We start from the raw sequence: 24,045 nt of genomic DNA on the forward strand, positions 1-24,045 counted from the left end.
ACGACAACTTGACGCGCCCAGGCACCCGTTCGTGCCCGGTTTTTACCGGTTGGCGGGTCCGCCGCGACAGGTCTGTTACGCGACTGCGGCACGTGCCGGGACTCCCGGGTGGTCCGCCTAGGGGCGCGGGGAACCGCACCCGGACACGGACCCGCCGCGGCAACCCCCCGAACCCCCGCCCGGGAGGGCAGCCCGCTCCCCCACCCGGGAGGGCTAGTGCGCCGCGGACTCCCAGTCGGGGCCGACCCCCACCGAAACATCCAGCGGCGCCCGCAGGGACACCGCCCCCGCCATCTCCCTGCGCACCAGCTCCTCCACCTTCGCCCGCTCGCCCGGCGCGATCTCGAGGACGATTTCGTCGTGGACCTGAAGCAGCATCCGGGAGTCGAGCTTCGCCTCCGTGAGCGCCCTGTGGACGTTCAGCATGGCGATCTTGACGATGTCCGCCGCCGTGCCCTGGATCGGCGCGTTCAGAGCCATCCGCTCCGCCATCTCACGGCGCTGACGGTTGTCACTGTTGAGGTCGGGCAGGTAACGCCGACGGCCGAGCATCGTCTCCGTGTAACCCGTCGCGCGGGCCTCGTCGACCGCGCGGCGGAGATAGTCACGTACCCCACCGAACCGCTCGAAGTACGTGTCCATCAGCGCCCGCGCCTCACCCGCATCGATGTTCAGCTGCTGCGAGAGCCCGAACGCGGACAGCCCGTACGCCAGCCCGTACGACATCGCCTTGATCTTGCGCCGCATCTCCGCGTCGACGGCCGAGCCGTCCACGCCGAACACCTGGGAGGCGACCGTCGTGTGCAGGTCCTCGCCGGAGGAGAACGCCTCCAGGAGGCCCTCGTCCTCGGAGAGGTGCGCCATCACGCGCAGTTCGATCTGGCTGTAGTCCGCGGTCATGAGGGACTCGAAGCCCTCACCGACCACGAAGCCGCGGCGGATCGCCCGCCCCTCGTCCGTGCGGACCGGGATGTTCTGCAGGTTCGGGTCCGTGGAGGAGAGCCGGCCCGTCGCCGCCACCGTCTGGTTGAACGTGGTGTGGATACGGCCGTCCGCGGCCGTCGTCTTGATCAGACCCTCGACCGTGACCCGCAGCTTCGCCTGCTCGCGGTGGCGCAGCATGATGACCGGCAGTTCGTTCTCGGTCTGCGCCGCGAGCCACGCCAACGCGTCCGCGTCCGTCGTGTACCCGGTCTTCGTCTTCTTCGTCTTGGGGAGGTTCAGCTCGCCGAAGAGAACCTCCTGGAGCTGCTTGGGCGAGCCCAGGTTGAACTCGTGGCCCGCCGCCGCGTGCGCCTCCTTCACGGCCTGCTGCACCGCGCCCGCGAACTGCTGCTCCATGGCCCGCAGATGCTCGCGGTCCGCCGCGATGCCGTGCCGCTCCAGGCGGGCCAGGAGCGCGGACGTCGGCAGCTCGATGTCGGCGAGGAGGTCGCTCGCACCGACCTCCGTCAGCTTCTCGCCGAAGGCGGTACCGAGGTCGAGGACCGTGCGGGCCTGCGACATCAGGAAGTCGGCCTCGGCCCGGTCGTCCTCCTCCGTACCGAAGGCGAGCTGCCCGTCGGCCGCCGAGGCGGGCGCCAGCTCACGGCCCAGGTACTCCAAGGACAGCGCGTCCAGAGCGAAGGAACGACGGCCGGGCTTCACCAGATACGCGGCGAGAGCCGTGTCCATGGTGACGCCCGCCACCGCCCACCCGTGCTCGGGGAAGACCCGCATGACGCCCTTGGCGTTGTGCAGGACCTTCGGCTTCGTCGGGTCGGCGATCCACGCGGCGAACGCGTTCTCGTCGGCCTCGTCCAGCGTCGCCGGATCGAACCAGGCGGCAGCGCCACCGGCCGCGGCGAGCGCGACCTCGGTAACCGTGCCCGTACCCAGCTGCCAGGTGTCCACCGTGGCGACGCCCAGGACCGCCTTGCCGTGCTCCGCCAGCCACGGCGCGAGCTCACCCGCGCCCAGCACCGACCCGTCCAGCTCCACACCCGGCTCGGCCGGAGCCTGCTCGGCCTCCTCCGCACCCGGGTCGACGGCCAGCAGCCGCTCCCGCAGCGACGGGTTGCGGATCTCCAGGGTGTCCAGGACCATCGCAAGCGCCGTACGGTCGTACGGCGCGCGCTCCAAGTCGGTTACCGTCTTGGGAAGTTCGACGTCACGCACCATCTCGGTCAGGACCCGGTTGAGCTTGACCGACTCCAGGTGGTCGCGGAAATTCTGCCCCGCCTTGCCCTTGACCTCCTCGGCACGCTCCACGAGGTCGGCGAACGAACCGAACTGGTTGATCCACTTCGCGGCGGTCTTCTCACCGACACCGGGAATACCGGGCAGATTGTCCGACGGGTCGCCGCGCAGCGCCGCGAAGTCGGGGTACTGACTCGGCGACAGCCCGTACTTCTCCTGGACCTTCTCCGGCGTGAAACGCGTCAGCTCCGAGACGCCCTTCGTCGGATACAGCACCGTCACATGGTCGGTGATCAGCTGGAACGAGTCACGGTCACCCGTGACGATCAGCACGTCAAAGCCCGCCGCCTCCGCCTGCGTGGCCAGCGTGGCGATGATGTCGTCCGCCTCGAAACCGTCGACCGCGAAACGCACCGCGTGCATCGCGTCGAGCATCTCGCCGATCAGCTCGACCTGACCCTTGAACTCGTCGGGCGTCTTGGAACGGTTCGCCTTGTACTCCGGGAACTCCGTGGACCGCCACGTCTTGCGCGACACGTCGAACGCCACCGCGAAGTGCGTGGGCGACTCGTCGCGCAGCGTGTTCGCCAGCATCGACGCGAAGCCGTAGATCGCGTTCGTCGGCTGGCCCGTCGCGGTCGTGAAATTCTCCGCGGGCAGCGCGAAGAACGCCCGGTACGCCAAGGAGTGCCCGTCCATGAGCATCAGACGCGGGCGCTGCTCACCACCGGCCGACCCGCCCTTCGTCGCCGCGGTCTCGGACTTCTTCTTCGCTGCTGTTTCTGCCACGTCCCCGATCCTGCCACGCCCCACTGACACTCCGGCTCCACCCGGCCCCGGCCCCCGGCAATGTCACCGGCGCGTGGGAGGATCGGAGACGTACCTCACGTACGTGCTCGAAGGGGAGCCGACCATGGCAAGCAAGCCGCCCAAGGGCGATCCGGTCCAGGACGCACCGCAGGTCGCCGAGGTCCAGCACGCGGCCGCCGGCCTGCCCGCCATCGGTCACACCCTGCGCATGGCACAGCAGCAGATGGGCGTGCGCCGCACCGCCCTCACCCTGCTCCGCGTCAACCAGAAGGACGGCTTCGACTGCCCCGGCTGCGCCTGGCCCGAGCCGGACCACCGCCACAAGGCGGAGTTCTGCGAGAACGGCGCGAAGGCCGTCGCCGAGGAAGCCACACTGCGCCGCGTCACCCCCGACTTCTTCGCCGAGCACCCCGTCGCGGACCTCGCCACCCGCAGTGGGTACTGGCTGGGCCAGCAGGGCCGCCTCACCCACCCCATGTATCTGGCGGAAGGCGCCGAGCGGTACGAGCCCGTGTCCTGGGACCGGGCCTTCGACATCATCGCCGAAGAGATCACCGCCCTCGACTCCCCCGACGAGTCCGTCTTCTACACCTCGGGCAGGACCAGCAACGAAGCCGCGTTCCTCTACCAGCTGTTCGCCCGCGAGCTCGGCACGAACAACCTCCCCGACTGCTCGAACATGTGCCACGAGTCGTCCGGCTCCGCACTCACCGAGACCATCGGCATCGGCAAGGGCAGCGTCCTCCTGGACGACCTCTACAAGTCGGACCTGATCATCGTCGCCGGGCAGAACCCCGGCACGAACCACCCGCGCATGCTCTCCGCCCTGGAGAAGGCCAAGAACAACGGCGCGAAGATCATCACGGTCAACCCGCTGCCCGAAGCGGGCATGGAACGCTTCAAGAACCCGCAGACCGCACAGGGCATGCTCAAGGGCACCGCCCTCACCGACCTCTTCCTCCAGATCCGCCTAGGCGGCGACCAAGCCCTCTTCCGCCTCCTCAACAAACTCATCCTGGAGACCGAGGGCGCCGTAGACAAGGAATTCGTCCGCGAGCACACCCACGGCTACGAGGACTTCGTCACCGCCGCACGGGACGCCGACTGGGACGACACCCTCCGCGCCACCGGCCTCGACCGCCAGCGCATCGAAGAAGCGCTGCGCATGGTTCTCGCCTCCAAGCGCACCGTCGTCTGCTGGGCCATGGGCCTCACCCAGCACAAGCACTCCGTGCCCACCATCCGCGAAGTCGTCAACTTTCTGCTGCTGCGCGGCAACATCGGCCGCCCCGGCGCAGGCGTCTGCCCCGTCCGCGGCCACTCCAACGTGCAGGGCGACCGCACCATGGGCATCTTCGAACGCCCCGCCCCCGCCTTCCTCGACGCCCTGGAGAAGGAGTTCGGCTTCACACCGCCCCGCCACCACGGCCTCGACGTCGTCCGCGCCATCCGTGCCCTCAGGGACGGCGAAGCCAAGGTGTTCTTCGCCATGGGCGGCAACTTCGTCTCCGCCTCCCCCGACACCGACGTCACCGAAGCCGCGATGCGCCGCGCCCGCCTCACCGTGCACGTCTCCACCAAACTCAACCGCTCCCACGCCGTCACCGGCGCCCGCGCCCTGATCCTGCCCACCCTCGGCCGCACCGAGCGCGACGTCCAGGGCAGCGGCGAGCAGGTCGTCACCGTCGAGGACTCCATGGGCATGGTCCACGCCTCACGCGGCCGCCTGGAACCCGCGAGCAAGCAGCTCCTCTCCGAACCCGCCATCGTGTGCCGCCTCGCCCGCCGCGTACTCGGCGAGACGTCCCGCACTCCCTGGGAGGAGTTCGAGAAGGACTACGCCACCGTCCGCGACCGCATCGCCCGCGTCATCCCCGGTTTCCAGGACTTCAACGCGAAGATCGCCCACCCCGGAGGCTTCGCCCTGCCCCACGCACCCCGCGACGAACGCCGCTTCCCCACCGCCACCGGCAAAGCCAACTTCACCGCGGCCCCCGTCGAGTACCCCACCGTCCCGAAGGGGCGGCTACTGCTCCAGACCATCCGCTCCCACGACCAGTACAACACCACGATCTACGGCCTCGACGACCGCTACCGCGGCATCAAGAACGGCCGCCGCGTCGTCCTCGTCCACCCCCAGGACGCGGCCGACCTCGGCCTCGCCGAAGGAACGTACGCCGACCTCGTCAGCGAATGGCAGGACGGCGTGGAGCGCCGCGCCCCCGGCTTCCGCATCGTGCACTACCCGACGGCACGCGGCTGCGCCGCCGCGTACTACCCCGAGACCAACGTCCTGGTACCGCTCGACGCCACCGCGGACACCAGCAACACCCCTGCCAGCAAGTCCGTCGTCGTCCGCCTGGAACAATCAGCCTCCGACTGAGCGTTCGCTCAGCGACAGGTGCGACGACGAACGAACGGAGCCGGGCCCCATGGGTGAGCAGCACAGCGTGAAGTTCCCGCAGGAAGTCCTCGACGAGTACGCATCGCTCGGGGTCGACCTGCCCTCCCTGTTCTCGGCCGGGCACCTCGGCACCCGCATGGGCGTCCAGGTCCTGGAGGCCTCCGCCGAGCGCGTCGTCGGCACGATGCCGGTCGAGGGCAACACCCAGCCGTACGGACTCCTCCACGGCGGCGCGTCCGCGGTGCTCGCGGAGACCCTCGGCTCGGTCGGCGCGATGCTGCACGGCGGCGCGCAGAAGCTCGCCGTCGGCGTCGACCTGAACTGCACCCACCACCGCGGCGCCCGCTCCGGCCTGGTCACCGGCGTCGCGACGCCCGTGCACCGGGGCCGCTCCACGGCGACGTACGAAATCGTGATCACCGACGAGCACGACAAGCGGGTGTGCACCGCACGCCTGACGTGCATGCTGCGGGACGCGCAGAACGCCGCGGGCTGACCCCGCAGGGGCGCGGGGGCGCGGCGAGGAGCCGCTGAGGGCGCGGGCGCGACAAGGAGCCGCCGAAGGCGCGGGCGCGACGAGGCCCGCATGCGGCATTGTCGGGGCGTAGAGCTTCGGTCTAGCGTCACTTCATGAGGCACCGGATATCGCTCTGTGCGCTCGTCCTCGCCGCTCTCACCGCCATCACCGGATGCGGTGATTCCGGATCCGCCGAACCGGATGCGGCCCGCAGCCCCTCCCAGGGCACCACGTCCCCCGCCGACCTCTGCACCATGATCATCACCACGTGGGCGCGGAAGATCTACGACGCGGGGGACAAGACCTACGGCGACTACCAGTCCATGGGCCTGTCGAACGGGCAGTACCTCATCCTGCGCGACATCCTCGACACCGCACGCGCCGAGCGCAGGCGTGAAAACGCCGCCGCCGGACGGGAGTTGATCGACCGGCAGGCCCGCCACAGGTGCGCCGAGCGATACCGGGACGGCGGCCCGAGCGGCGGGCCGTGGACATGATGGCCATCGGACCGGTCGAGCCGGGCGAGGACACCTACGACCACGAGTCCGCACCCCCTCGCCGCGCCCGCCCGGGCCCCCTCCGCTTCCGCCGCACCGCCCTCGCCGCCACCACGGCCGCGGTCATCGGCGCCGCCGCGATCACCTTCCACGTGACGCGACCGGAACCACCACCCCCACCGCCGCCGCCACTCCGGCCGTCACAGAGCGTCTCCGTGACGTACGAGGGCGACATGTCGCGCCCCCGCGCCGGGGACCGTACGTTCACCTTCGCCGTCGCGTTCGCGCAGGAGTCGGGACCGCCCGCGACCGTCCGCCAGGTCGGCCAGCCCTCCGCGGCCCTTTCGGTCAGCACATCCCCTGTCACCCCTTTCGAGGTCAAAACGGGATCACCCCGGAAGTTGATCATTACGATGCACATTCGCGAATGTGGAGAAGTACCCCGGAACGCAGGACTCCCCTTTCTCGAAGTAACGCTGCGTAATGCGCGCGCAAACGAGAAGCAGAGTTACATCCTGGGTCCGGAATACGCGAATGATCTTTCCGCCGCCCTGACCGCCGCATGCCCACGAACACCACTGTCATGAGTCAAACCGCATAACAGTCCTGCAAGTTGCCCTGGGGATTCTCAGCATGCGGATACGTCGAGATCCACCGAACAAGGCAATATTCAGCCCCAACCGCCCCCCGCGTTCCAGCCCGGAATACTCCGTGGCATAACAAGAGCGTCACAGCCTTGGTCCGACCACTCCACCAAGAACAAAGGCGCCCTTAGAGTCACGGCCAGTCACCGCGCCCACCGGATTCCTGTCAGTTCGGTTCCGCGCTCGACTCGGCATCCCAACAAGGGACAGCCGTGCCAGGGGAAAGGACTGATCGTGCGTCAACGTTCGCTCATAGCCATCACCGCTGCACTCACCGCGGGGGCTCTCACCCTCACCGCCTGTGGCTCGCGCGACGACAAGGACGACGGAGACGAAGCCGGTGGCGGCACCACCGTGGTCATCGGCGTCGACGCGCCACTGACCGGCGAACTCTCCGCGCTGGGCCTCGGCATCCGCAACTCCGTCGACCTCGCCACCAAACAGGCCAACGCCAAGAAGTACGTCGACGGCGTCACGTTCAAGATCGAAGCCCTCGACGACCAGGGACAACCCTCGTCCGGCCAGACCAACGCCACCAAACTCGTCGCCGACAAGGACGTCCTCGGCGCCGTCGGCCCCCTGAACTCCAGCGTCGCCGAATCGATGCAGAAGGTCTTCGACGACGCCAAACTCGTCCAGGTCTCCCCCGCCAACACCAACCCCGCCCTCACCCAGGGCCCGGACTGGAACGGCGGCAAGAAGGCCCGCCCCTACAAGTCCTACTTCCGCACCGCCACCACCGACGCCATCCAAGGCCCGTTCGCCGCCCAGTACCTGTACAACAAAGCCAAGAAGAAGAAGGTCTTCGTCGTCGACGACAAGAAGACCTACGGCGCCGGACTCGCCGCCACCTTCAAGGACGAGTTCACCAAACTCGGCGGCAAGGTCGTCGGCACCGAACACATCAACCCCGACACCAAAGACTTCGGCGCCGTCGCCACCAAGATCCGCAACAGCGACGCGGACCTCGTCTACTACGGCGGCGAATACCCCCAGGCCGGACCCCTCAGCAAGCAGATGAAGCAAGCCGGATCCAAAGCCCCCCTCGTCGGCGGCGACGGCATCTACAGCGCCGACTTCATCAAACTCTCCGGCAAACAAGGCGTCGGCGACTACGCCACCTCCGTAGGCCAGCCCGTCGAAGAACTCCCCTCAGCCAAGGAGTTCATCGCCAACTACAAGAAGGCCGGCTTCAAAGAAGCCTACGAAGCCTACGGCGGCTACTCCTACGACAGCGCATGGGCCATCATCGAAGCCGTCAAAAAGGTCGTCGACGACAACGACGGCAAACTCCCCGACGACGCCCGCACCAAGGTCATCGACGCCATGAAGGACGTCTCCTTCGACGGCGTCACCGGCAAGGTCTCCTTCGACGAATACGGCGACGCCACCAACAAGCAGCTCACCGTCTACCAAGTCAAGACCACCGACCCCAAGAGCGGCTGGAAGCCCGTCGAGTCCGGCACCTACACCGGGAGCAACTGACCCCGGCCCGTAAGCCCACACGACAACCCCCCGCGCGGGGCGCCGCAAACAAGCGCCCCGCGCGGCGTCGCATCCGTCGCACGAAAGACTCGGAGGACTGCGGTGCACGAACTGCCGCAACAGCTGGTCAACGGCCTGCTACTGGGATCCATGTACGGCCTCATCGCCATCGGCTACACAATGGTCTACGGCATCGTCCAGCTCATCAACTTCGCCCACGGCGAGATCTTCATGACCGGCGGATTCGGCGCCCTCACCGTCTGGCTCTGGCTCCCCGCCGGCACCAGCGTCTGGGCCGCCCTGCCCCTCATGCTCATAGGCGCCATCTTCGTCTCCACCACCATCGCCATCGGCGCCGAACGCTTCGCCTACCGCCCCCTGCGCGGAGCACCACGCCTCGCACCACTCATCACCGCCATCGGCCTCTCCCTCGCCCTCCAACAAGCCGTCTGGGCCTGGTACCCCGAAGCCAAATCCGCCCGATCCTTCCCCGAACTCCCCGGCGGCTCCATCCACATCGGCTCCGTCACCATGCAACCCGGCGACGTCTTCCTCCTCATCACCGCCCCCATCTGCATGATCGCCCTCGGCTACTTCGTCATGAAGACCCGCATCGGCCGCGGCATGCAAGCCACCGCCCAAGACCCAGACACCGCCAAACTCATGGGCATCAACACCGACCGCGTCATCGTCGTCGCCTTCGCCATCGGCGCCGCCTTCGCCGGCATCGCCGCCGTCGCCCGCGGACTCAAATACGGCCAGATCGACTTCCGCATGGGATTCATCCTCGGCCTCAAAGCCTTCACCGCAGCCGTACTCGGCGGCATCGGCAACATCTACGGCGCCATGATCGGCGGCGTCGTCCTCGGCCTCGCCGAATCCATGGCCACCGCCTACATCAACGACGTACCCGGCATGGACAAGCTCGGCGGCCAGTCCTGGGCCGACGTCTGGGCGTTCGTACTCCTCATCGTCGTACTCCTCGTCAGGCCCCAAGGCCTCCTCGGCGAGCGCGTCGCGGACAGGGCGTGACACCAATGACCACACACACCACCCAGGCCGACAACCCCCAGCCGCACAAGGAAAAGCCCCCCACCGGGCTCATCCCCATCCCCACCGGCCCCGCCCGCGCCCTCACCACCGGCGGCGGCATCCTCACCGTCATCTCCACCTTCATGGCCTGGACCTGGACCACCAAATTCCCCGGCGACCTCACCGTCTACGGCTACCCCGGCGGCCTCCAAGTCCTCGTCCTCATCGCAGGCGCCCTCACCACACTCCTCGGACTCGCCTCCTACGGAACAAAAGGCCTCCGCACCATCGCCCCCGCCGGCACCGACGCAGCCCTCAAATACGCCGCCCTCGCCGCCTTCACCACCGCCTGGTACACGATCTACGCCATCAGCGACACACTCGGCGGACTCGCCAACCTCGAACCCGGCGGCTGGGTCGCAGCCATCGCCACCCTCACCGCCCTCACCGGCGCCCTCGCCCTCCCCTTCACCCGACCCCACACCTACCCGGTCGACGAAGAAGACAGCACCTGGGAACAGTTCAAACACCGCACACGCAACGCCAACACCATCATCAAAGGCGCCTTCACCGCCGACACCACCCCGGCACCACCCCGCAAACTCAACTCCTACCTCGAAATCCTCGTCATCATCGCCGCCCTCGCCGTCGGCCTCCTCGTCTTCACCTACGGCATCGGCACCGAATACGACGAACTCTTCATCGGCTTCCTCCTCACCGTCGGCTTCTGCTTCGCCGCACTCGCCAAAGCAGGACTCGTCGCACAGGTCTCGACGTATACGGCCCGCCACCGCAACGTCACCCTCACCGGCTCCTTCCTCGCCGCCGCCGCATTCCCCTTCACCCAAAGCGACGACCAATACGCCACCATCGGCGTCTACATCCTCATCTTCGCCACCGTCGCCCTCGGCCTGAACATCGTCGTCGGACTCGCAGGACTCCTCGACCTCGGATACGTCGCCTTCCTCGGCGTCGGCGCCTACGCCGCATCCATGGTCTCCGGAACCCCCTCATCCCCCTTCGACATCCACCTCCCCTTCTGGGGAGCCATCCTCGTCGGCGCAGGCGCATCCCTCATATTCGGCGTCCTCATCGGCGCCCCCACACTCCGCCTCCGCGGCGACTACCTAGCCATCGTCACCCTCGGATTCGGCGAAATCTTCCGCCTCGCCGCCAACAACTCCGACGGCTCCTCCGGACCCGACATCACCAACGGATCCAACGGAATCTCCTCCATCCCCAACCTCAAAATCTTCGGCTTCGACTTCGGCGTAGAGCACAGCATCCTCGGCCAGACCATCGGCCGATTCGCCAACTACTTCTTCCTGATGCTGCTCATCACCCTCGTCGTCGTCCTCGTCTTCCGACGCAGCGAAAACAGCCGCATCGGACGCGCCTGGGTCGCCATCCGCGAAGACGAAACCGCGGCACTCGCCATGGGCATCAACGGATTCCGCGTCAAACTCATCGCCTTCGCCCTCGGCGCCTCACTCGCAGGCCTCGCAGGCACAGTCCAGGCGCACGTCACATACACCGTGACACCGGAGCAGTACCAATTCGCCAACTCGGTACCGCCCAACTCCGCCTTCCTCCTGGCAGCCGTCGTCCTCGGCGGCATGGGCACCATCAGCGGACCCCTCGTCGGCGCCGCACTCCTCTACCTCATCCCCAACAAACTCCAATTCCTCGGCGACTACCAACTGTTCGCCTTCGGACTCGCACTCGTCCTCCTCATGCGCTTCCGCCCCGAAGGCCTCATCCCCAACCGCCGCCGCCAACTCGAATTCCACGAGGCCGAACTCAGCCCCGGCGAGACGCCGCCACCCGCAGCCCTCAGCAAGACAGGGGTCTGACCCATGACCACCAACACCACCAAAGAGGACCACACCCCCGCCACCCCGACCGGCGAAAACGTCCTCGACGCCCGCGGCGTCACCATGCGCTTCGGCGGCCTCACCGCCGTACGCTCCGTCGACCTCACCGTCAACACCGGCGAAATCGTCGGCCTCATCGGCCCCAACGGCGCAGGCAAAACCACCTTCTTCAACTGCCTCACCGGCCTCTACATCCCCACCGAAGGCGAAGTCCGCTACAAAGGCGACATCCTCCCCGCCAAATCCTTCAAGGTCACCGCGGCAGGCATCGCCCGCACCTTCCAGAACATCCGCCTCTTCGCCAACATGACGGTCCTCGAAAACGTCCTCGTCGGCCGCCACACCAGAACGAAGGAAGGCCTCTGGTCCGCCCTCCTCCGCGGCCCCGGCTTCCACAAGGCGGAGGCGGCGTCCAAGGCCCGCGCCCTGGAGCTCCTGGAGTTCGTCGGTCTCGCCGACAAGGCCGAACACCTCTCGCGCAACCTCCCCTACGGAGAACAACGCAAGCTCGAAATCGCCCGAGCCCTCGCCAGCGAACCCGGCCTCCTCCTCCTCGACGAACCCACCGCCGGCATGAACCCGCAGGAAACCCGCGCCACCGAAGAACTCGTCTTCGCCATCCGCGACATGGGCATCGCCGTCCTCGTCATCGAGCACGACATGCGCTTCATCTTCAACCTCTGCGACCGCGTCGCCGTCCTCGTCCAAGGCGAAAAACTCGTCGAAGGCACCAGCGAAACCGTGCAACAGGACGACCGCGTCATCGCCGCCTACCTCGGCGAGCCCTTCGAGGAGAACAACAAATGACCGCACTCCTTGAGGTCGAGGACCTCCGCGTCGCCTACGGCAAAATCGAAGCCGTCAAAGGCATCAGCTTCAAAGTCGACGCCGGAGAAGTCGTCACCCTGATCGGCACGAACGGCGCAGGCAAGACGACGACACTCCGCACGCTGTCGGGCCTGCTCAAGCCGGTCGGCGGCTCCATCAAATTCAACGGCAAGCCCCTCCGGAAATACCGCGCCGACCAAATCGTCGCGCAAGGCCTCGCCCACTCCCCCGAAGGCCGCCACATCTTCCCCCGCATGACCATCGAGAACAACCTCCGCCTCGGCGCCTACCTGCGTTCCGACAAGACGGGCATCGAGAAGGACATCAACCACGCCTACGAACTCTTCCCCATCCTCGGAGAACGGAAGAAGCAAGCCGCGGGAACCCTCTCGGGCGGCGAACAGCAGATGCTCGCCATGGGCCGCGCCCTCATGTCCCAGCCCAAGCTCCTCATGCTCGACGAACCCTCCATGGGCCTCTCGCCGATCATGATGCAGAAGATCATGGCGACGATCTCCGAGCTGAAAGCCAACGGCACGACGATCCTTCTCGTCGAGCAGAACGCGCAGGCCGCGCTCTCCCTCGCGGACCACGGCCACGTCATGGAAGTCGGCAAGATCGTCCTCTCCGGGACGGGGGGCGACCTCCTGCACGACGAGTCCGTGCGGAAGGCGTACCTCGGCGAGGACTGAGCCGCACACTCAGTCCCACGCCGCCGACACGACGAGGCCCGCACCCCCCGAACGGGATGCGGGCCTCGTCGTACGTATGCGCCGGAGCTAGCCCTTCGACGCCTTCTTCTCCTCGGCGTCCTCGATGACCGCCTCCGCGACCTGCTGCATCGACAGACGACGATCCATCGACGTCTTCTGGATCCACCGGAACGCGGCGGGCTCCGTCAGGCCGTACTCCGTCTGCAGAATCGACTTCGCCCGGTCCACGAGCTTCCGCGTCTCAAGACGCTGCGAAAGGTCCGCGACCTCCTGCTCCAGCGCCTTCAGCTCCGTGAAGCGGGACACGGCCATCTCGATGGCCGGGACGACATCGCTCTTGCTGAACGGCTTCACGAGGTACGCCATCGCGCCGGCGTCCCGCGCCCGCTCCACGAGGTCGCGCTGCGAGAACGCGGTCAGCATCAGTACGGGGGCGATGGACTCCTCGGCGATCTTCTCGGCCGCGGAGATGCCGTCCAGGACGGGCATCTTCACGTCCAGGATCACGAGGTCCGGCTTGTGCTCGCGGGCGAGCTCGACGGCCGCCTGACCGTCACCGGCCTCGCCGACGACGCTGTAGCCCTCTTCCTCGAGCATCTCTTTGAGGTCGAGCCGGATCAGGGCCTCGTCCTCGGCGATGACGACGCGGGTCGTCACCGGAGGCACGTGCGACTTGTCGTCGTCCGACGCGTCGGTGGGCTGGGGCGACTCGGGGGCGGTCACGGGGGCTCCTCGTTCATGGCAGGTGCGCTGCCCCTGCAGCCTACCTAGCTGCGTCGCCACCCGGTGACCCGGTACACTTCCGGCAGCGCCTGGCCGGGTTGGTGGAACGGTATACACGGAGGTCTCAAACACCTCTGCCTGAGAGGGCTTGCGGGTTCGAATCCCGCACCCGGCACCGCCGTAAAGCGGAGGTCCACGTTCTCGTGGACCTCCGCTTTTTGCTGCTCACGGCGACGGGCCGTGACTCAGAGTGGCCGTATGAATTTCCACGGCACAGAGGTGCGACAGCGAGCCTTGACGTTGCTGCGCAACGGGACCAAGAACGCGGACGTCGCCCGAACGCTCGATATCCCGCTCGGGACCATCAGCTACTGGAAGCACGAGGACCGGGCGAGACGCGGGGAGTGTCCCGGCAGACCGATTCCCAGTTGCCCCCGCTGCGACGGCCGTGCTCTGGACACGAGCGCGTACGCCTACCTGCTGGGGCTCTATCTCGGCGACGGGCACATCATCCAGTACTCAGCACACCGCGTTCCCAGCCTCATGATCACCTGCGACAACGCATGGCCGGGCCTCAAGGACAACTGCGAGCGGGCCATACGGGCGGTCTTCCCGGATAACTCCGTCTGCCGGGTCCGCAAGACCGGCTGCCAGAACATCAAGGTCTACTCGCGGCACCTGTGGTGCATGTTCCCCCAGCACGGGCCCGGCAAGAAGCACGACCGGAAGATCGCCCTGGAACCCTGGCAACAGGAGATCGTCGACGCCCACCCGTGGGACTTCGTCCGCGGGCTCATCCACTCCGACGGTTGCCGCATCACCAACTGGACCACCCGCGTCGTCGCGGGCGCACGCAAGCGCTACGAATATCCCCGGTACTTCTTCACCAACGTCTCTGACGACATCAGGGAGCTCTTCACCCGCACCCTCGACGCGCTCGGCGTCGGCTGGACGCACTGCACCCGCCACGGGAACCCGTACAACATCTCCATCGCCCGAAAAGCCGACGTGGCCCTCATGGACGTCCACGTCGGCCCGAAACACTGACCACCCGACCCGCTACTTCGGGCTGTCGTCCTCGCCGATGTGGTGGATGCGGACCAGGTTCGTGGAGCCGGGGACCCCGGGCGGGGAGCCGGCCGTGATGACGACCGTGTCGCCCTTCTGGCAGCGGCCGATCTTGAGGAGGAGCTCGTCCACCTGGTCGACCATCGCGTCCGTGGAGTCCACGTGCGGGCCGAGGAGGGTTTCCACGCCCCACGTCAGGTTCAGCTGGGAGCGCGTCGCCTTGTCGGGGGTGAAGGCGAGGAGTGGGATGGGTGAGCGGTAGCGGGAGAGGCGGCGGACCGTGTCGCCGGACTGTGTGAAGGCGACCAGGAACTTCGCGCCGAGGAAGTCGCCCATTTCCGCTGCCGCGCGGGCGACGGCGCCGCCTTGGGTGCGGGGTTTGCTGCGTTCGGTGAGCGGGGGCAGACCCTTCGCGAGGATGTCTTCCTCTGCCGCTTCGACGATGCGGCCCATCGTCTTGACCGTCTCGATGGGGTATTTGCCGACGCTGGTCTCGCCGGAGAGCATCACGGCGTCCGTGCCGTCGATGACGGCGTTGGCGACGTCGCTCGCTTCGGCCCTCGTGGGGCGGGAGTTGTCGATCATGGAGTCGAGCATTTGCGTGGCGACGATGACCGGCTTGGCGTTGCGCTTGGCGAGTTTGATGGCGCGCTTCTGGACGATCGGGACTTGCTCCAGGGGCATTTCGACGCCGAGGTCGCCTCGGGCGACCATGATGCCGTCGAAGGCGGCGACGATGTCTTCGATGTTGTCGACGGCCTGGGGCTTTTCGACCTTGGCGATGACGGGGAGGCGGTGGCCTTCTTCGTCCATGATGCGGTGGACGTCTTCGATGTCGCGTCCGCTGCGTACGAAGGAGAGGGCGATGACGTCGACGCCTGAACGCAGGGCCCAGCGGAGGTCGTCCTGGTCCTTGTCGGAGAGGGCGGGGACGGAGACGGCGACGCCGGGGAGGTTGAGGCCTTTGTGGTCGGAGACCATGCCGCCTTCGATGACGGTGGTGGTGACGCGGGGGCCGTCGACGGAGGTGACTTCGAGGGAGACTTTGCCGTCGTCGACGAGGATGCGTTCGCCGGTGGTGACGTCGTCGGCGAGGCCTTCGTAGGTGGTGCCGCAGAGTTGGCGGTCGCCTTCGATGCCGTTTTCGACGGTGATGGTGAACTCGTCGCCGCGTTCGAGTAGTACGGGTCCTTCGCGGAAGCGGCCGAGGCGGATCTTCGGGCCTTGAAGGTCGGCGAGGATGCCGACGCTGCGTCCTGTCTCTTCGGAGGCCTTTCGCACGCGCTGGTAGCGCTCCTCGTGTTCGGCGTGGGTGCCGTGGCTGAGGTTGAAGCGTGCCACGTCCATTCCGGCTTCGACCAGGGCCTTGATCTGGTCGTACGAGTCGGTCGCGGGTCCCAGGGTGCAGACGATTTTCGCTCGGCGCATGGTTCGACCCTAGGCCTTACCCGTGGGTAGAGAATTGGTCGGGGGTGACTACTCAACAACCTTTGCATGAAGGGTTATTGACAAGTGTTGAATTGTGCGGGGCGCCGCTCCTATGAGCGTTTCGGAGGTTACGGCGTGAGTCGTGGTGGGGTCATCGTGAAGCGGGCGTTGACGGTTGCGTAGACGTGTTGGCGTTGGGGTTCGAGGTCGAGGGGCGGGGCTTCGGTGAGGTCGGGGGCGCCTCCGTAGGCGGCGGCTGCGCGCATGCCGCCGGCGAATCCTCCGTAGGTGGGGGGCTGGGGGTTGTCGGCTCCGATGTCGGCGAGTTCGACGAGGGCGGCGAGTCCGGTGCCGAGTGCTTCGGCGTATTCGCGGGCGCGTTGGACGGCTTCGCGGACGGCTTGCTGCCTGGCGTGGCGGTGGGTGGGTGAGTCGGGGCGGAGTGCCCACCAGGGTCCTTCGACTTGGGTGAGGTCGAGGTCGGCGATGCGGGTGGTGAGTTCGCCGAGTGCGGTGAAGTCGGTGAGTTCGGCGGTGGTGTGGACGCGGCCGTGGTAGGCGCGGATGCGTTCGCCGCGGCCGTGTTTGGTGAGTTCGGGGCTGATGGAGAAGGTGCCGGTTTCGATTTTCTCGACTGCTTGGCCGTAGGTCTTGATGAGGTCGAGGACGGTGGTGTTGCGGTGGGTGAGGTCGTTGAGTGCGTCGCGGCGGTCGGTGCCGCGGGCTTGGACGGTGATGCCGATGCGGGCGATTTCGGGGTCGACTTCGAGGTGTGCTTCGCCGCGGACGGCGAGGCGGGGGGCGTCGGGGGTGCCGTAGGGGGTGGCGGGGGCGGGGTGCGGGTCTGTGTCCATGTGGTCACTCTCGCATCGCGTGGGCGTACCGGACAGTCATCGGATCGCAACCTGTGGGGTCTGTTGTCCGTGTGGGTGCCGGGGACAGAATCTACGCGCGTTAACCATGTGCGTTGAGTTGAGTGTGGCCCTGTGGCCCTAGCGAGGAGTTCAGAGATGCCGTTGAACCGCAGGAAGTTCCTGGGCACGTCCGCCGCGACCGGGGTGGGGGTGGCGGTGACGGGTGCGGCGGTCGCTCCGTCGTCCGCGTCGGCGCACGGGTCCGGGAAGGGCTCGCGGCGTACGCGGCGGTACTCGTTCACGGTGCTCGGTACGACGGACCTGCACGGGAACGTCTTCAACTGGGATTACTTCACGGACAAGGAGTTCGACGACAAGGACCACAACGATGTGGGTCTGGCGAAGATCTCCACGTTGGTGAACCGGATCCGTGAGGAGAAGGGTCGCCGGAACACGCTGCTCATCGACGCGGGCGACACGATTCAGGGTACGCAGCTGTCGTACTACTACGCGAAGGTCGATCCGATCACGGCGAAGCGTGGTCCGGTGCATCCGATGGCGCAGGCGATGAACGCGATCGGGTACGACGCGGCGGCGCTCGGCAATCACGAGTTCAATTACGGCATTCCGGTGTTGCGGAAGTTCGAGGAGCAGTGTGATTTCCCGCTGCTTGGGGCGAACGCGCTGAACGCGAAGACGCAGAGGCCCGCTTTCCCGCCGTATTTCATGAAGCGGCTCCGTACGCCGCACGGCCGTGATGTGAAGGTGGCGGTCCTGGGTCTGACGAATCCGGGGATCGCGATCTGGGACAAGGCGAACGTGCAGGGGAAGATGACGTTCCCGGGTCTTGAGGAGCAGGCGGCGAAGTGGGTCCCGAAGCTGCGGTCGATGGGTGCGGATGTGGTGATCGTGTCGGCGCATTCGGGGTCGAGTGGTACGTCGTCGTACGGGGATCAGTTGCCGTATGTGGAGAACGCGGCGGGTCTGGTGGCGGAGCAGGTGCCGGGGATCGACGCGATTCTGGTGGGGCATGCGCATACGGAGATTCCCGAGTACTTCGTGGAGAACAAGAAGACCGGGAAGAAGGTCGTCCTGTCGGAGCCGTTGAAGTGGGGGCAGCGGCTGACGTTGTTCGACTTCGATCTGGTGTGGTCGAAGGGCTGCTGGACGGTGGAGAAGGTCGGTGCGAAGGTCCTGAACTCGAATGCGGTGGCGGAGGACAGGAAGGTGACGCGGCTGCTTGCGGACGAGCACGAGAAGGTCGTGGCGTACGTGAATCAGGTGATCGGTACGTCGACGGCGGCGATGAGCACGGCCGAGGGACCGGTGAAGGACGTCGCGATCATCGACCTGATCAATCTCGTCCAGCGGGAGACGGTCGTGGAGGCGTTGAAGGGTGGCGCGTACGCGGCGCTGCCGGTGTTGTCGCAGGCGTCGTGTTTCTCGCGTACGGCGCAGATCCCTGCGGGTGAGGTGACGATCCGGGATGCGGCGGGTCTGTATCCGTTCGAGAACACTCTGGAGGCGCGGCTGCTTACGGGTGCGCAGGTGAAGGAGTATCTGGAGTTCTCGGCGCGGTATTACGTGCAGACGCCTGCGGGTGGTCCGGTGGATCCGGCGAAGCTGACGAATGCGGACAGCATTCCGGATTACAACTATGACGCGGTGAGTGGTCTGACGTACGAGATCGATGTCGCGAAGCCGGTGGGTTCGCGGATCGTGAAGCTGGCGTTCGAGGGCAAGGAGTTGGATCCGAAGGCGGAGTTCGTGCTCGCGGTGAACAATTATCGGGCGAGTGGTGGCGGTAACTTCCCGCACATCGCGAAGGCCAAGCAGTTGTGGGCGAATTCGGAGGAGATCCGGAACACGATCATTGGTTGGGTGAAGGTGAAGGGGACGGTGGACCCGGGTCAGTTCGCTTCGGTGGACTGGAAGCTGACCCGGGACGGTACGCCGGTGTTCTAGATCTTGAGGGTGGCGAGGTCGACGGAGTCGGCGAGGGCCTTGGCTCCGGCGTCGTTGACGTGCAGGCCGTCGCCGCTGTCGTAGTCGTCGTGGATCCGGTCGGGGTCGGCCGGGTCGGCGACGGCGGCGGCGAAGTCGGCGTAGGTGTCGAAGGGGCTGTCGGTGCCGCGGAGCCAGTCGTTGACCTCGCGGGCGACGGCGACGCCTTCGGGGGTGGAGTAGCCGTCGTAGATCGTGTCCTTGTAGGGGCCGACGGTGGTGGCGGTGGCGGTGAGTCCGGCCGCGTGGATGCGGTCGGCGAGGGTGGTGAGGCCCGCGATGAGGTCGGCGGCGGTGGGGATGGGGGCGGGTTCGGGGTAGGCCTCCTGGCCGGGGATGCCGAGGTCGTTGAGGCCGAAGTGGATGAGGACGTGGGTGACGCCGGGTACGTCGAGGGCGTCGCGTTCGAGTCGGGCGAGGGCGTGTTCGCCGATTTCGTCGGTGAGGAGCCGGTTGGCGGAGATGCCTTGGTTGACGACCCAGCCGTTGCTTCCGGCGTCCTGTAGGCGCTGGTTGAGCAGGTCGGGGAAGCGGCGGTCGGTGTCGTTGGTGGTGCCGGTGCCTTCGAACCAGGAGTCTCCGAAGGCGACGGCGATGCGGGTGCCTGCGGGGGCGAGGACGTCGGCGCCGGTGATGTAGTGGCGGGTGGCGAGTTCTTCGAGGCCTTCGGTGCCGTCGAGGGTGTCTGCGGTGAGGGCGTTGCCGGGGGCGGCGTATCCGGTGCGGAGGGGGACGGCGGAGTAGGTGGAGGGTCCGGTTTCGTCGGGGAGCCAGAGGGTGAGGGCGAGTTCGTCGCCCGCGGCGACGGGGCCGTCGACGGGGTCGCTGACGAGCTCCTCGCCGACGGGGATGGTGAAGTCTTCGGCGCCGGTGAAGCGGAGGGGGGTGTCGCTGCCGCTGTCGATGCCGCTGCCTTCGGTGCGTCTGGCGAGGTGGGCGCCACCGATGTGGAGGGGTTCCTTGCCGTAGCGGTTGCTGAGGCGGATGCGGAGGGCGGTGCCGCCGCCGTCGAGGCGGATGATCTGGCGGAGGGTGTGTCCGTCGAAGCCGCGGCGTTCGAAGAGGTCGATGGTTTCGTACGGGCTGACGAGGGCGGAGCGGAAGGCTGCGGTCCAGGCGGCGGTGGAGTCTGTGGTCATGGTGGTCTGAACCGGGGCGCGGGGGCTGTTATTTCGCTGTCATGCCCTTTTGGTGAAGGAATATTCGGGGGCGTCGGGGCGCTTGGGGCCGGACAATTCAGCCCATGAATGAGGAACTTGCGACGGTGCTCGGCCCGGTGCTCCGCGATCTGAAGGCGACGTGTGCGGTGCGGATGAAGGTCCGCGAGGAGTGGGACGCCGCGGTCGGTGATCTGGTGGTGCTCTACGGGCCGGACGGTTCGGGTGCGGGGCTTGTACCGCGGTTCGGTTCGAGTGCGGCGGAGCGGGTGGCGGACTTCGCGGATCAGGCGCAGGACTGGGCGGTCGAGGCGTTGTGCGCGGAGTTGAGGCCGGCTGTGTGGCCGGAGTGTCCTGAGCACCCCGACGCGCATCCGTTGGCGGCCGGGGTGGTGGGGGGTGTCGCGGTGTGGTCGTGTCCGAGGTCGCGGCGGGTGGCGGCTCGTATCGGTGAGTTGGGTGCGCCGGTCACGTCTTGAGGCGTACGAGGTTTCCGCGTTGTTCGCCGATGCGGCCTGTGGTGTTGGTGGGTTGTTCGGGGGTTTGGAGGCCGAAGCTGGTGAAGGCGGTGCGTTGTGGTTGGGGGTAGGGGGTGCGGCCGGTGAGGTTGTTGAGGATGGTGGCGCTGCGCCAGGCGGCGAGGCCGAGGTCGGGGGTGCCGACGCCGTGGGTGTGGCGTTCGGCGTTCTGTACGTAGATGGAGCCGGTGACGGAGGGGTCGAGGACGAGTCGGTATTGGTCGTCGATGCGGGGGCGGGCGGAGGAGTCCTTGCGGATGTAGGGGTCGAGGCCGGCGAGGAGTTGGTCGAGGGGGCGTTCGCGGTAGCCGGTGGCGAGGACGACGGCGTCGGTGGTGAGGCGGGAGCGGGTGCCTTGTTGGAGGTGTTCGAGGTGGAGTTCGACGCGGGTGGTGGCGACGCGGCCCGCGGTGCGTACGGAGACGCCGGGGGTGAGGGTGGCGTCGGGCCAGCCGCCGTGGAGGGTGCGGCGGTAGAGCTCGTCGTGGATGGCGGTGATGGTGTCGGTGTCGATGCCTTTGTGGAGTTGCCATTGGTGGGGGACGAGGCCGTCGCGTACGGCTTCGGGGAGTGCGTGGAAGTAGCGGGTGTAGTCGGGGGTGAAGTGTTCGAGGCCGAGTTTGGAGTACTCCATGGGGGCGAACGCTTCGGTGCGGGCGAGCCAGTGGATTTTTTCGCGTCCGGTGGGGCGGGCGCGGAGGAGGTCGAGGAAGATTTCGGCGCCGGACTGTCCTGAGCCGATGACGGTGATGTGGTCGGCGTTGAGGAGTTGTTCGCGGTGGTCTAGGTAGTCGGCGGAGTGGATGACGGGGACGTTGGGGGCTTCGGCGAGGGGTTTGAGGGGGTCGGGGATGTGGGGGGCGGTGCCGATGCCGAGGGTGATGTTGCGGGTGTGGGTGCGGCCCAGGGCTTCGGCTTCGCCTTCGGTGTCGAGTTGGGTGTAGTCGACTTCGAAGAGGTCTCGTTCGGGGTTCCAGCGGACGGCGTCGATTTGGTGTCCGAAGTGGAGTGCGGGGAGGTTTTCGCTGACCCAGCGGCAGTAGGCGTCGTATTCGGCGCGTTGGATGTGGAAGCGTTCGGCGAAGTAGAAGGGGTAGAGGCGTTCGCGGGTTTTGAGGTAGTTGAGGAAGGTCCAGGGGCTTGTGGGGTCGGCGAGGGTGACGAGGTCGGCGAGGAAGGGGACTTGGAGGCAGGCGCCTTCGATGAGGAGTCCGGGGTGCCAGTGGAAGGCGGGGCGCTGTTCGTAGAAGGCGGTGTCGAGTTCGGTGAGGGGGTGGGCGAGGGCGGCGAGGGAGAGGTTGAAGGGGCCGATGCCGATGCCGACGAGGTCTCGGGGGTGTTCGGGGGTGGTGGGTGGCGGCTGGGGTCCGGGGGGGTCGGGGGTGCCGGGGGTGCCGGTCATCGGGGGGTGGTTCCTTTCGTGTGTGCGGTTTTGGCCTTTTCGGGTTCGGTTTCTTCAGCTTCTTCGGCTTCGTGGACGAGTTTGAGGAGTGCGGTGAGGTCGGCGGGGCGGGTGTGGGGGTTGAGGAGTGTGGCCTTGAGCCAGCGGCGGCCGTCGAGGTCGGCGCGGCCGAGGACGGCGGTGCCTTCGGTGAGCAGGCGGCGTCGTACGTGGGCGATGTGGTGGTCGGTGGCGTCGGTGGGGCGGAACAGGACGGTGCTGATGGCGGGGGTGTCGTAGAGCTCGAAGGCGGGGTGGGCGTCGATGAGGTCGGCGAACTGCTGTGCCTGGTCGCAGACTTGGTCGACGAGGTGGCCGAGTCCGGTGCGTCCGAGTGCTTTGAGGGTGACGGCGATTTTGAGTACGTCGGGGCGTCGGGTGGTGCGCAGGGAGCGGCCGAGGAGGTCGGGGAGTCCTGCGTCGGTGTCGTCGTCGGCGTTGAGGTAGTCGGCGCGGTGGTTGAGGGTGTCGAGGTCGTGGGGGTCGCGGACGGCGATGAGGCCTGCGGCGGCGGGTTGCCAGCCGAGTTTGTGGAGGTCGAGGGCGACGGTGTCGGCGCGTTCGATGCCGTGCAGTTGTGCTTTGCGGGTGTCGCTGAAGAGGAGTCCTCCGCCGTAGGCGGCGTCGACGTGGAGGCGGGCGCCGTGGGCGGCGCAGAGGTCGGCGATGTCGTCGAGGGGGTCGATGAGGCCGGCGTCGGTGGTGCCTGCGGTGGCGGCGACGAGGAAGGTGCCCGGGGGGCCGCCGAGTTCGGTGAGGGCGTCGTCGAGTGCGGCGGGGTCGAGGGTGCCGGCGGGGGCGGGCACGGTGACGGGTTCGGGGAGTCCGAGGAGCCAGGCGGCGCGGGTGAGGGAGTGGTGTGCGTTGGCTCCGGCGAGGAGGCGGACGGGGCCTCGGGTGGTGGGGGCTTCGCGGGCGAGGAGGAGGGCGAGCTGGTTGGCTTCGGTGCCGCCGGTGGTGATGAGGGCGTCGCCGTTGTCGTGGACTTCCGCGGCGAGGGCGTGGGTGACGAGGGCTTCGAGTGCGGTCGCGGCGGGGGCCTGGTCCCAGGAGTCCATGGAGGGGTTGAGGGCGGACGCGGCGAGGTCGGCGGCGGTGGCGACGGCGAGGGGTGGGCAGTGGAGGTGGGCGGCGCAGAGGGGTTCGGCGGGGTCGGCGGCGCCTTGGGTGAGGGCGTGGATGAGGGTGCGGAGCGCTGTTTCGGGTCCGGTGCCGTGGTCGGGGAGGACGGGGTGGGCTGCGGCGTGGAGGTGTGCGGCGACGGCTTGGGGTCCGCCGGCGGGTAGGGGTCCGCCGCGGGCGGTGGCGCCTGTGCGGAGGGCGCCGAGCGCGATGTCGAGCAACGGCTCCAGGGCATCGGCTCCTTGGGCGCCTCCGGCGAGGGGCGGTGGGGTGCGCGGGGTACTCATGGGGCTGTCCTTCGGGTGCGCGTACAGGGGCACCAGCCTGTACGCCGCGTGGGCGGTTCGTGCGAGTACCGCGGCGAAGGGAACCCGAAAGTGGTACTGCCGTGCGGAGAAAACGTGTTGGGGGTGCGGGGGGTGCTAGGGGTGCCCCTCCGGGGGCGGGGCCGCGATCTTGGGGGCTTCGGCTCCGGGCCGGGTGGGGCGGAGTGGGGTGGGGTGGGGTGGGGTTCTGGCCCCGGCTCGGGGGCAGGGGAAGAGGGACCCGGCGGCCCGGCGGCCGGGGGGCTTCTGGCCTCGGCTCGGGGCCGGGCCCCGGACCCCGGGCCCGGAAGGCAGAGGGCCGGGAACTCAGGGTCGGGAGGGGGCCGAGGTCTGGGGGTCGGCAGGGCACGTGATGGGAGGCCCGGGGCGGGCTGGGGGGCCGAAGGGCAGGGCATTGGCTGGCGGCGCCCGCCGGGCCGTTC

19 protein-coding genes and 1 tRNA gene are annotated in these 24,045 nt (G+C 67.7%); 12 read left to right on the top strand and 8 right to left on the bottom strand.

All coding sequences use genetic code 11. The features are described 5' to 3' along the window. Positions 1-213: 213 nt before the first annotated feature. Positions 214-2,883, bottom strand: a complete 2,670-nt coding sequence (gene polA, locus NOO62_RS10575; protein ID WP_414930981.1) for a DNA polymerase I — start codon at positions 2,881-2,883, stop codon at positions 214-216. Between the two features lie 208 nt (positions 2,884-3,091). Here polA and NOO62_RS10580 point away from each other — a divergent pair, with 208 nt between their 5' ends. The 3 genes from NOO62_RS10580 (at position 3,092) to NOO62_RS10590 (ending at position 6,406) form a co-directional block, all read left to right on the top strand. Beyond that, on the top strand, positions 3,092-5,371 hold the full coding sequence (locus NOO62_RS10580; RefSeq protein WP_268770625.1) for an FdhF/YdeP family oxidoreductase: 2,280 nt from the start codon (positions 3,092-3,094) through the stop codon (positions 5,369-5,371). A gap of 49 nt (positions 5,372-5,420) precedes the next feature. Next, entirely contained in the window at positions 5,421-5,888 is a 468-nt protein-coding gene (locus tag NOO62_RS10585) for a PaaI family thioesterase (protein ID WP_268770626.1), read from the top strand. Between the two features lie 134 nt (positions 5,889-6,022). Further along, the gene (locus NOO62_RS10590) at positions 6,023-6,406 is read left to right on the top strand and encodes a hypothetical protein (protein ID WP_268770627.1); all 384 of its coding nucleotides are present in this window, start codon (positions 6,023-6,025) and stop codon (positions 6,404-6,406) included. Between the two features lie 34 nt (positions 6,407-6,440). Here the strand turns inward: NOO62_RS10590 and NOO62_RS10595 are convergent, their stop codons facing one another. Beyond that, entirely contained in the window at positions 6,441-6,761 is a 321-nt protein-coding gene (locus NOO62_RS10595; RefSeq protein WP_268770628.1) for a hypothetical protein, read from the bottom strand. Between the two features lie 523 nt (positions 6,762-7,284). Here NOO62_RS10595 and NOO62_RS10600 point away from each other — a divergent pair. From NOO62_RS10600 to NOO62_RS10620, 5 genes are all read left to right on the top strand, one after another. Then, a complete protein-coding gene (locus tag NOO62_RS10600; RefSeq protein WP_268770629.1) occupies positions 7,285-8,535 on the top strand; it encodes a branched-chain amino acid ABC transporter substrate-binding protein in 1,251 nt (416 codons plus the stop codon). Between the two features lie 102 nt (positions 8,536-8,637). Beyond that, positions 8,638-9,567: a branched-chain amino acid ABC transporter permease gene (locus NOO62_RS10605; RefSeq protein ID WP_268770630.1), complete on the top strand. Its 930-nt coding sequence runs from the start codon at positions 8,638-8,640 to the stop codon at positions 9,565-9,567. A gap of 5 nt (positions 9,568-9,572) precedes the next feature. Beyond that, positions 9,573-11,420, top strand: a complete 1,848-nt coding sequence (locus NOO62_RS10610; protein WP_268770631.1) for a branched-chain amino acid ABC transporter permease — start codon at positions 9,573-9,575, stop codon at positions 11,418-11,420. Positions 11,421-11,423: 3 nt separating this feature from the next. Beyond that, positions 11,424-12,248 (top strand): ABC transporter ATP-binding protein, encoded by an 825-nt coding sequence (locus NOO62_RS10615; RefSeq protein ID WP_321170565.1) that lies wholly within the window; start codon positions 11,424-11,426, stop codon positions 12,246-12,248. Next, a complete protein-coding gene (locus NOO62_RS10620; protein ID WP_268770632.1) occupies positions 12,245-12,961 on the top strand; it encodes an ABC transporter ATP-binding protein in 717 nt (238 codons plus the stop codon). The genes NOO62_RS10615 and NOO62_RS10620 overlap by 4 nt, the downstream gene beginning before the upstream one ends. 87 nt (positions 12,962-13,048) lie before the next feature. On the opposite strand, the gene NOO62_RS10625 is transcribed toward NOO62_RS10620, so the two are convergent. Next, entirely contained in the window at positions 13,049-13,705 is a 657-nt protein-coding gene (locus tag NOO62_RS10625; RefSeq protein ID WP_268770633.1) for an ANTAR domain-containing response regulator, read from the bottom strand. A 92-nt stretch (positions 13,706-13,797) separates the two neighbouring features. Here NOO62_RS10625 and NOO62_RS10630 point away from each other — a divergent pair. Together NOO62_RS10630 and NOO62_RS10635 are read left to right on the top strand one after the other, a co-directional pair. Further along, positions 13,798-13,880: transfer RNA gene (locus NOO62_RS10630), tRNA-Leu, on the top strand. An 83-nt stretch (positions 13,881-13,963) separates the two neighbouring features. Then, complete coding sequence (locus NOO62_RS10635) at positions 13,964-14,752, top strand: helix-turn-helix domain-containing protein (protein ID WP_268770634.1); 789 nt, start codon at positions 13,964-13,966, stop codon at positions 14,750-14,752. Positions 14,753-14,764: 12 nt separating this feature from the next. Here the strand turns inward: NOO62_RS10635 and pyk are convergent, their stop codons facing one another. Both pyk and NOO62_RS10645 read right to left on the bottom strand, forming a co-directional pair. Continuing rightward, the gene (pyk, locus tag NOO62_RS10640) at positions 14,765-16,201 is read right to left on the bottom strand and encodes a pyruvate kinase (protein WP_268770635.1); all 1,437 of its coding nucleotides are present in this window, start codon (positions 16,199-16,201) and stop codon (positions 14,765-14,767) included. A gap of 128 nt (positions 16,202-16,329) precedes the next feature. Further along, the gene (locus NOO62_RS10645) at positions 16,330-17,055 is read right to left on the bottom strand and encodes an SIMPL domain-containing protein (protein ID WP_268770636.1); all 726 of its coding nucleotides are present in this window, start codon (positions 17,053-17,055) and stop codon (positions 16,330-16,332) included. 156 nt (positions 17,056-17,211) lie between these two features. Here NOO62_RS10645 and NOO62_RS10650 point away from each other — a divergent pair, with 156 nt between their 5' ends. Beyond that, entirely contained in the window at positions 17,212-19,020 is a 1,809-nt protein-coding gene (locus tag NOO62_RS10650) for a bifunctional metallophosphatase/5'-nucleotidase (RefSeq protein ID WP_268770637.1), read from the top strand. Here the strand turns inward: NOO62_RS10650 and NOO62_RS10655 are convergent. After that, positions 19,017-20,198 (bottom strand): GDSL-type esterase/lipase family protein, encoded by a 1,182-nt coding sequence (locus tag NOO62_RS10655; RefSeq protein WP_268770638.1) that lies wholly within the window; start codon positions 20,196-20,198, stop codon positions 19,017-19,019. The genes NOO62_RS10650 and NOO62_RS10655 overlap by 4 nt on opposite strands. Before the next feature lie 104 nt (positions 20,199-20,302). Here NOO62_RS10655 and NOO62_RS10660 point away from each other — a divergent pair, with 104 nt between their 5' ends. Further along, positions 20,303-20,695 (top strand): hypothetical protein, encoded by a 393-nt coding sequence (locus NOO62_RS10660; RefSeq protein WP_268770639.1) that lies wholly within the window; start codon positions 20,303-20,305, stop codon positions 20,693-20,695. On the opposite strand, the gene NOO62_RS10665 is transcribed toward NOO62_RS10660, so the two are convergent. Beyond that, a complete protein-coding gene (locus NOO62_RS10665; RefSeq protein WP_268770640.1) occupies positions 20,685-22,136 on the bottom strand; it encodes a lysine N(6)-hydroxylase/L-ornithine N(5)-oxygenase family protein in 1,452 nt (483 codons plus the stop codon). The two genes, NOO62_RS10660 and NOO62_RS10665, sit on opposite strands and share 11 nt — an antisense overlap. Next, positions 22,133-23,584 carry a pyridoxal phosphate-dependent decarboxylase family protein gene (locus NOO62_RS10670; RefSeq protein ID WP_268770641.1) on the bottom strand — a complete coding sequence of 484 codons (1,452 nt, stop codon included), beginning with the start codon at positions 23,582-23,584 and terminating at the stop codon, positions 22,133-22,135. Before NOO62_RS10670 ends, NOO62_RS10665 begins: the two co-directional genes overlap by 4 nt. Between the last annotated feature and the right edge of the window lie 461 nt (positions 23,585-24,045).

Origin of the sequence: Streptomyces sp. Je 1-369 (assembly GCF_026810505.1) — a bacterium.
Classification (GTDB): Bacteria; Actinomycetota; Actinomycetes; order Streptomycetales; family Streptomycetaceae; genus Streptomyces.

Bases quoted from the DNA above. Each gene is read 5' to 3' on its own strand.
- polA (WP_414930981.1), bottom strand. From the start codon at position 2,883: ATGCTCATGGACGGGCACTCCTTGGCGTACCGGGCGTTCTTCGCGCTG.
- NOO62_RS10580 (WP_268770625.1), top strand. From the start codon at position 3,092: ATGGCAAGCAAGCCGCCCAAGGGCGATCCGGTCCAGGACGCACCGCAG.
- NOO62_RS10585 (WP_268770626.1), top strand. From the start codon at position 5,421: ATGGGTGAGCAGCACAGCGTGAAGTTCCCGCAGGAAGTCCTCGACGAG.
- NOO62_RS10590 (WP_268770627.1), top strand. From the start codon at position 6,023: ATGAGGCACCGGATATCGCTCTGTGCGCTCGTCCTCGCCGCTCTCACC.
- NOO62_RS10610 (WP_268770631.1), top strand. From the start codon at position 9,573: ATGACCACACACACCACCCAGGCCGACAACCCCCAGCCGCACAAGGAA.
- NOO62_RS10615 (WP_321170565.1), top strand. From the start codon at position 11,424: ATGACCACCAACACCACCAAAGAGGACCACACCCCCGCCACCCCGACC.
- NOO62_RS10620 (WP_268770632.1), top strand. From the start codon at position 12,245: ATGACCGCACTCCTTGAGGTCGAGGACCTCCGCGTCGCCTACGGCAAA.
- NOO62_RS10635 (WP_268770634.1), top strand. From the start codon at position 13,964: ATGAATTTCCACGGCACAGAGGTGCGACAGCGAGCCTTGACGTTGCTG.
- pyk (WP_268770635.1), bottom strand. From the start codon at position 16,201: ATGCGCCGAGCGAAAATCGTCTGCACCCTGGGACCCGCGACCGACTCG.
- NOO62_RS10645 (WP_268770636.1), bottom strand. From the start codon at position 17,055: ATGGACACAGACCCGCACCCCGCCCCCGCCACCCCCTACGGCACCCCC.
- NOO62_RS10650 (WP_268770637.1), top strand. From the start codon at position 17,212: ATGCCGTTGAACCGCAGGAAGTTCCTGGGCACGTCCGCCGCGACCGGG.
- NOO62_RS10655 (WP_268770638.1), bottom strand. From the start codon at position 20,198: ATGACCACAGACTCCACCGCCGCCTGGACCGCAGCCTTCCGCTCCGCC.
- NOO62_RS10660 (WP_268770639.1), top strand. From the start codon at position 20,303: ATGAATGAGGAACTTGCGACGGTGCTCGGCCCGGTGCTCCGCGATCTG.
- NOO62_RS10665 (WP_268770640.1), bottom strand. From the start codon at position 22,136: ATGACCGGCACCCCCGGCACCCCCGACCCCCCCGGACCCCAGCCGCCA.
- NOO62_RS10670 (WP_268770641.1), bottom strand. From the start codon at position 23,584: ATGAGTACCCCGCGCACCCCACCGCCCCTCGCCGGAGGCGCCCAAGGA.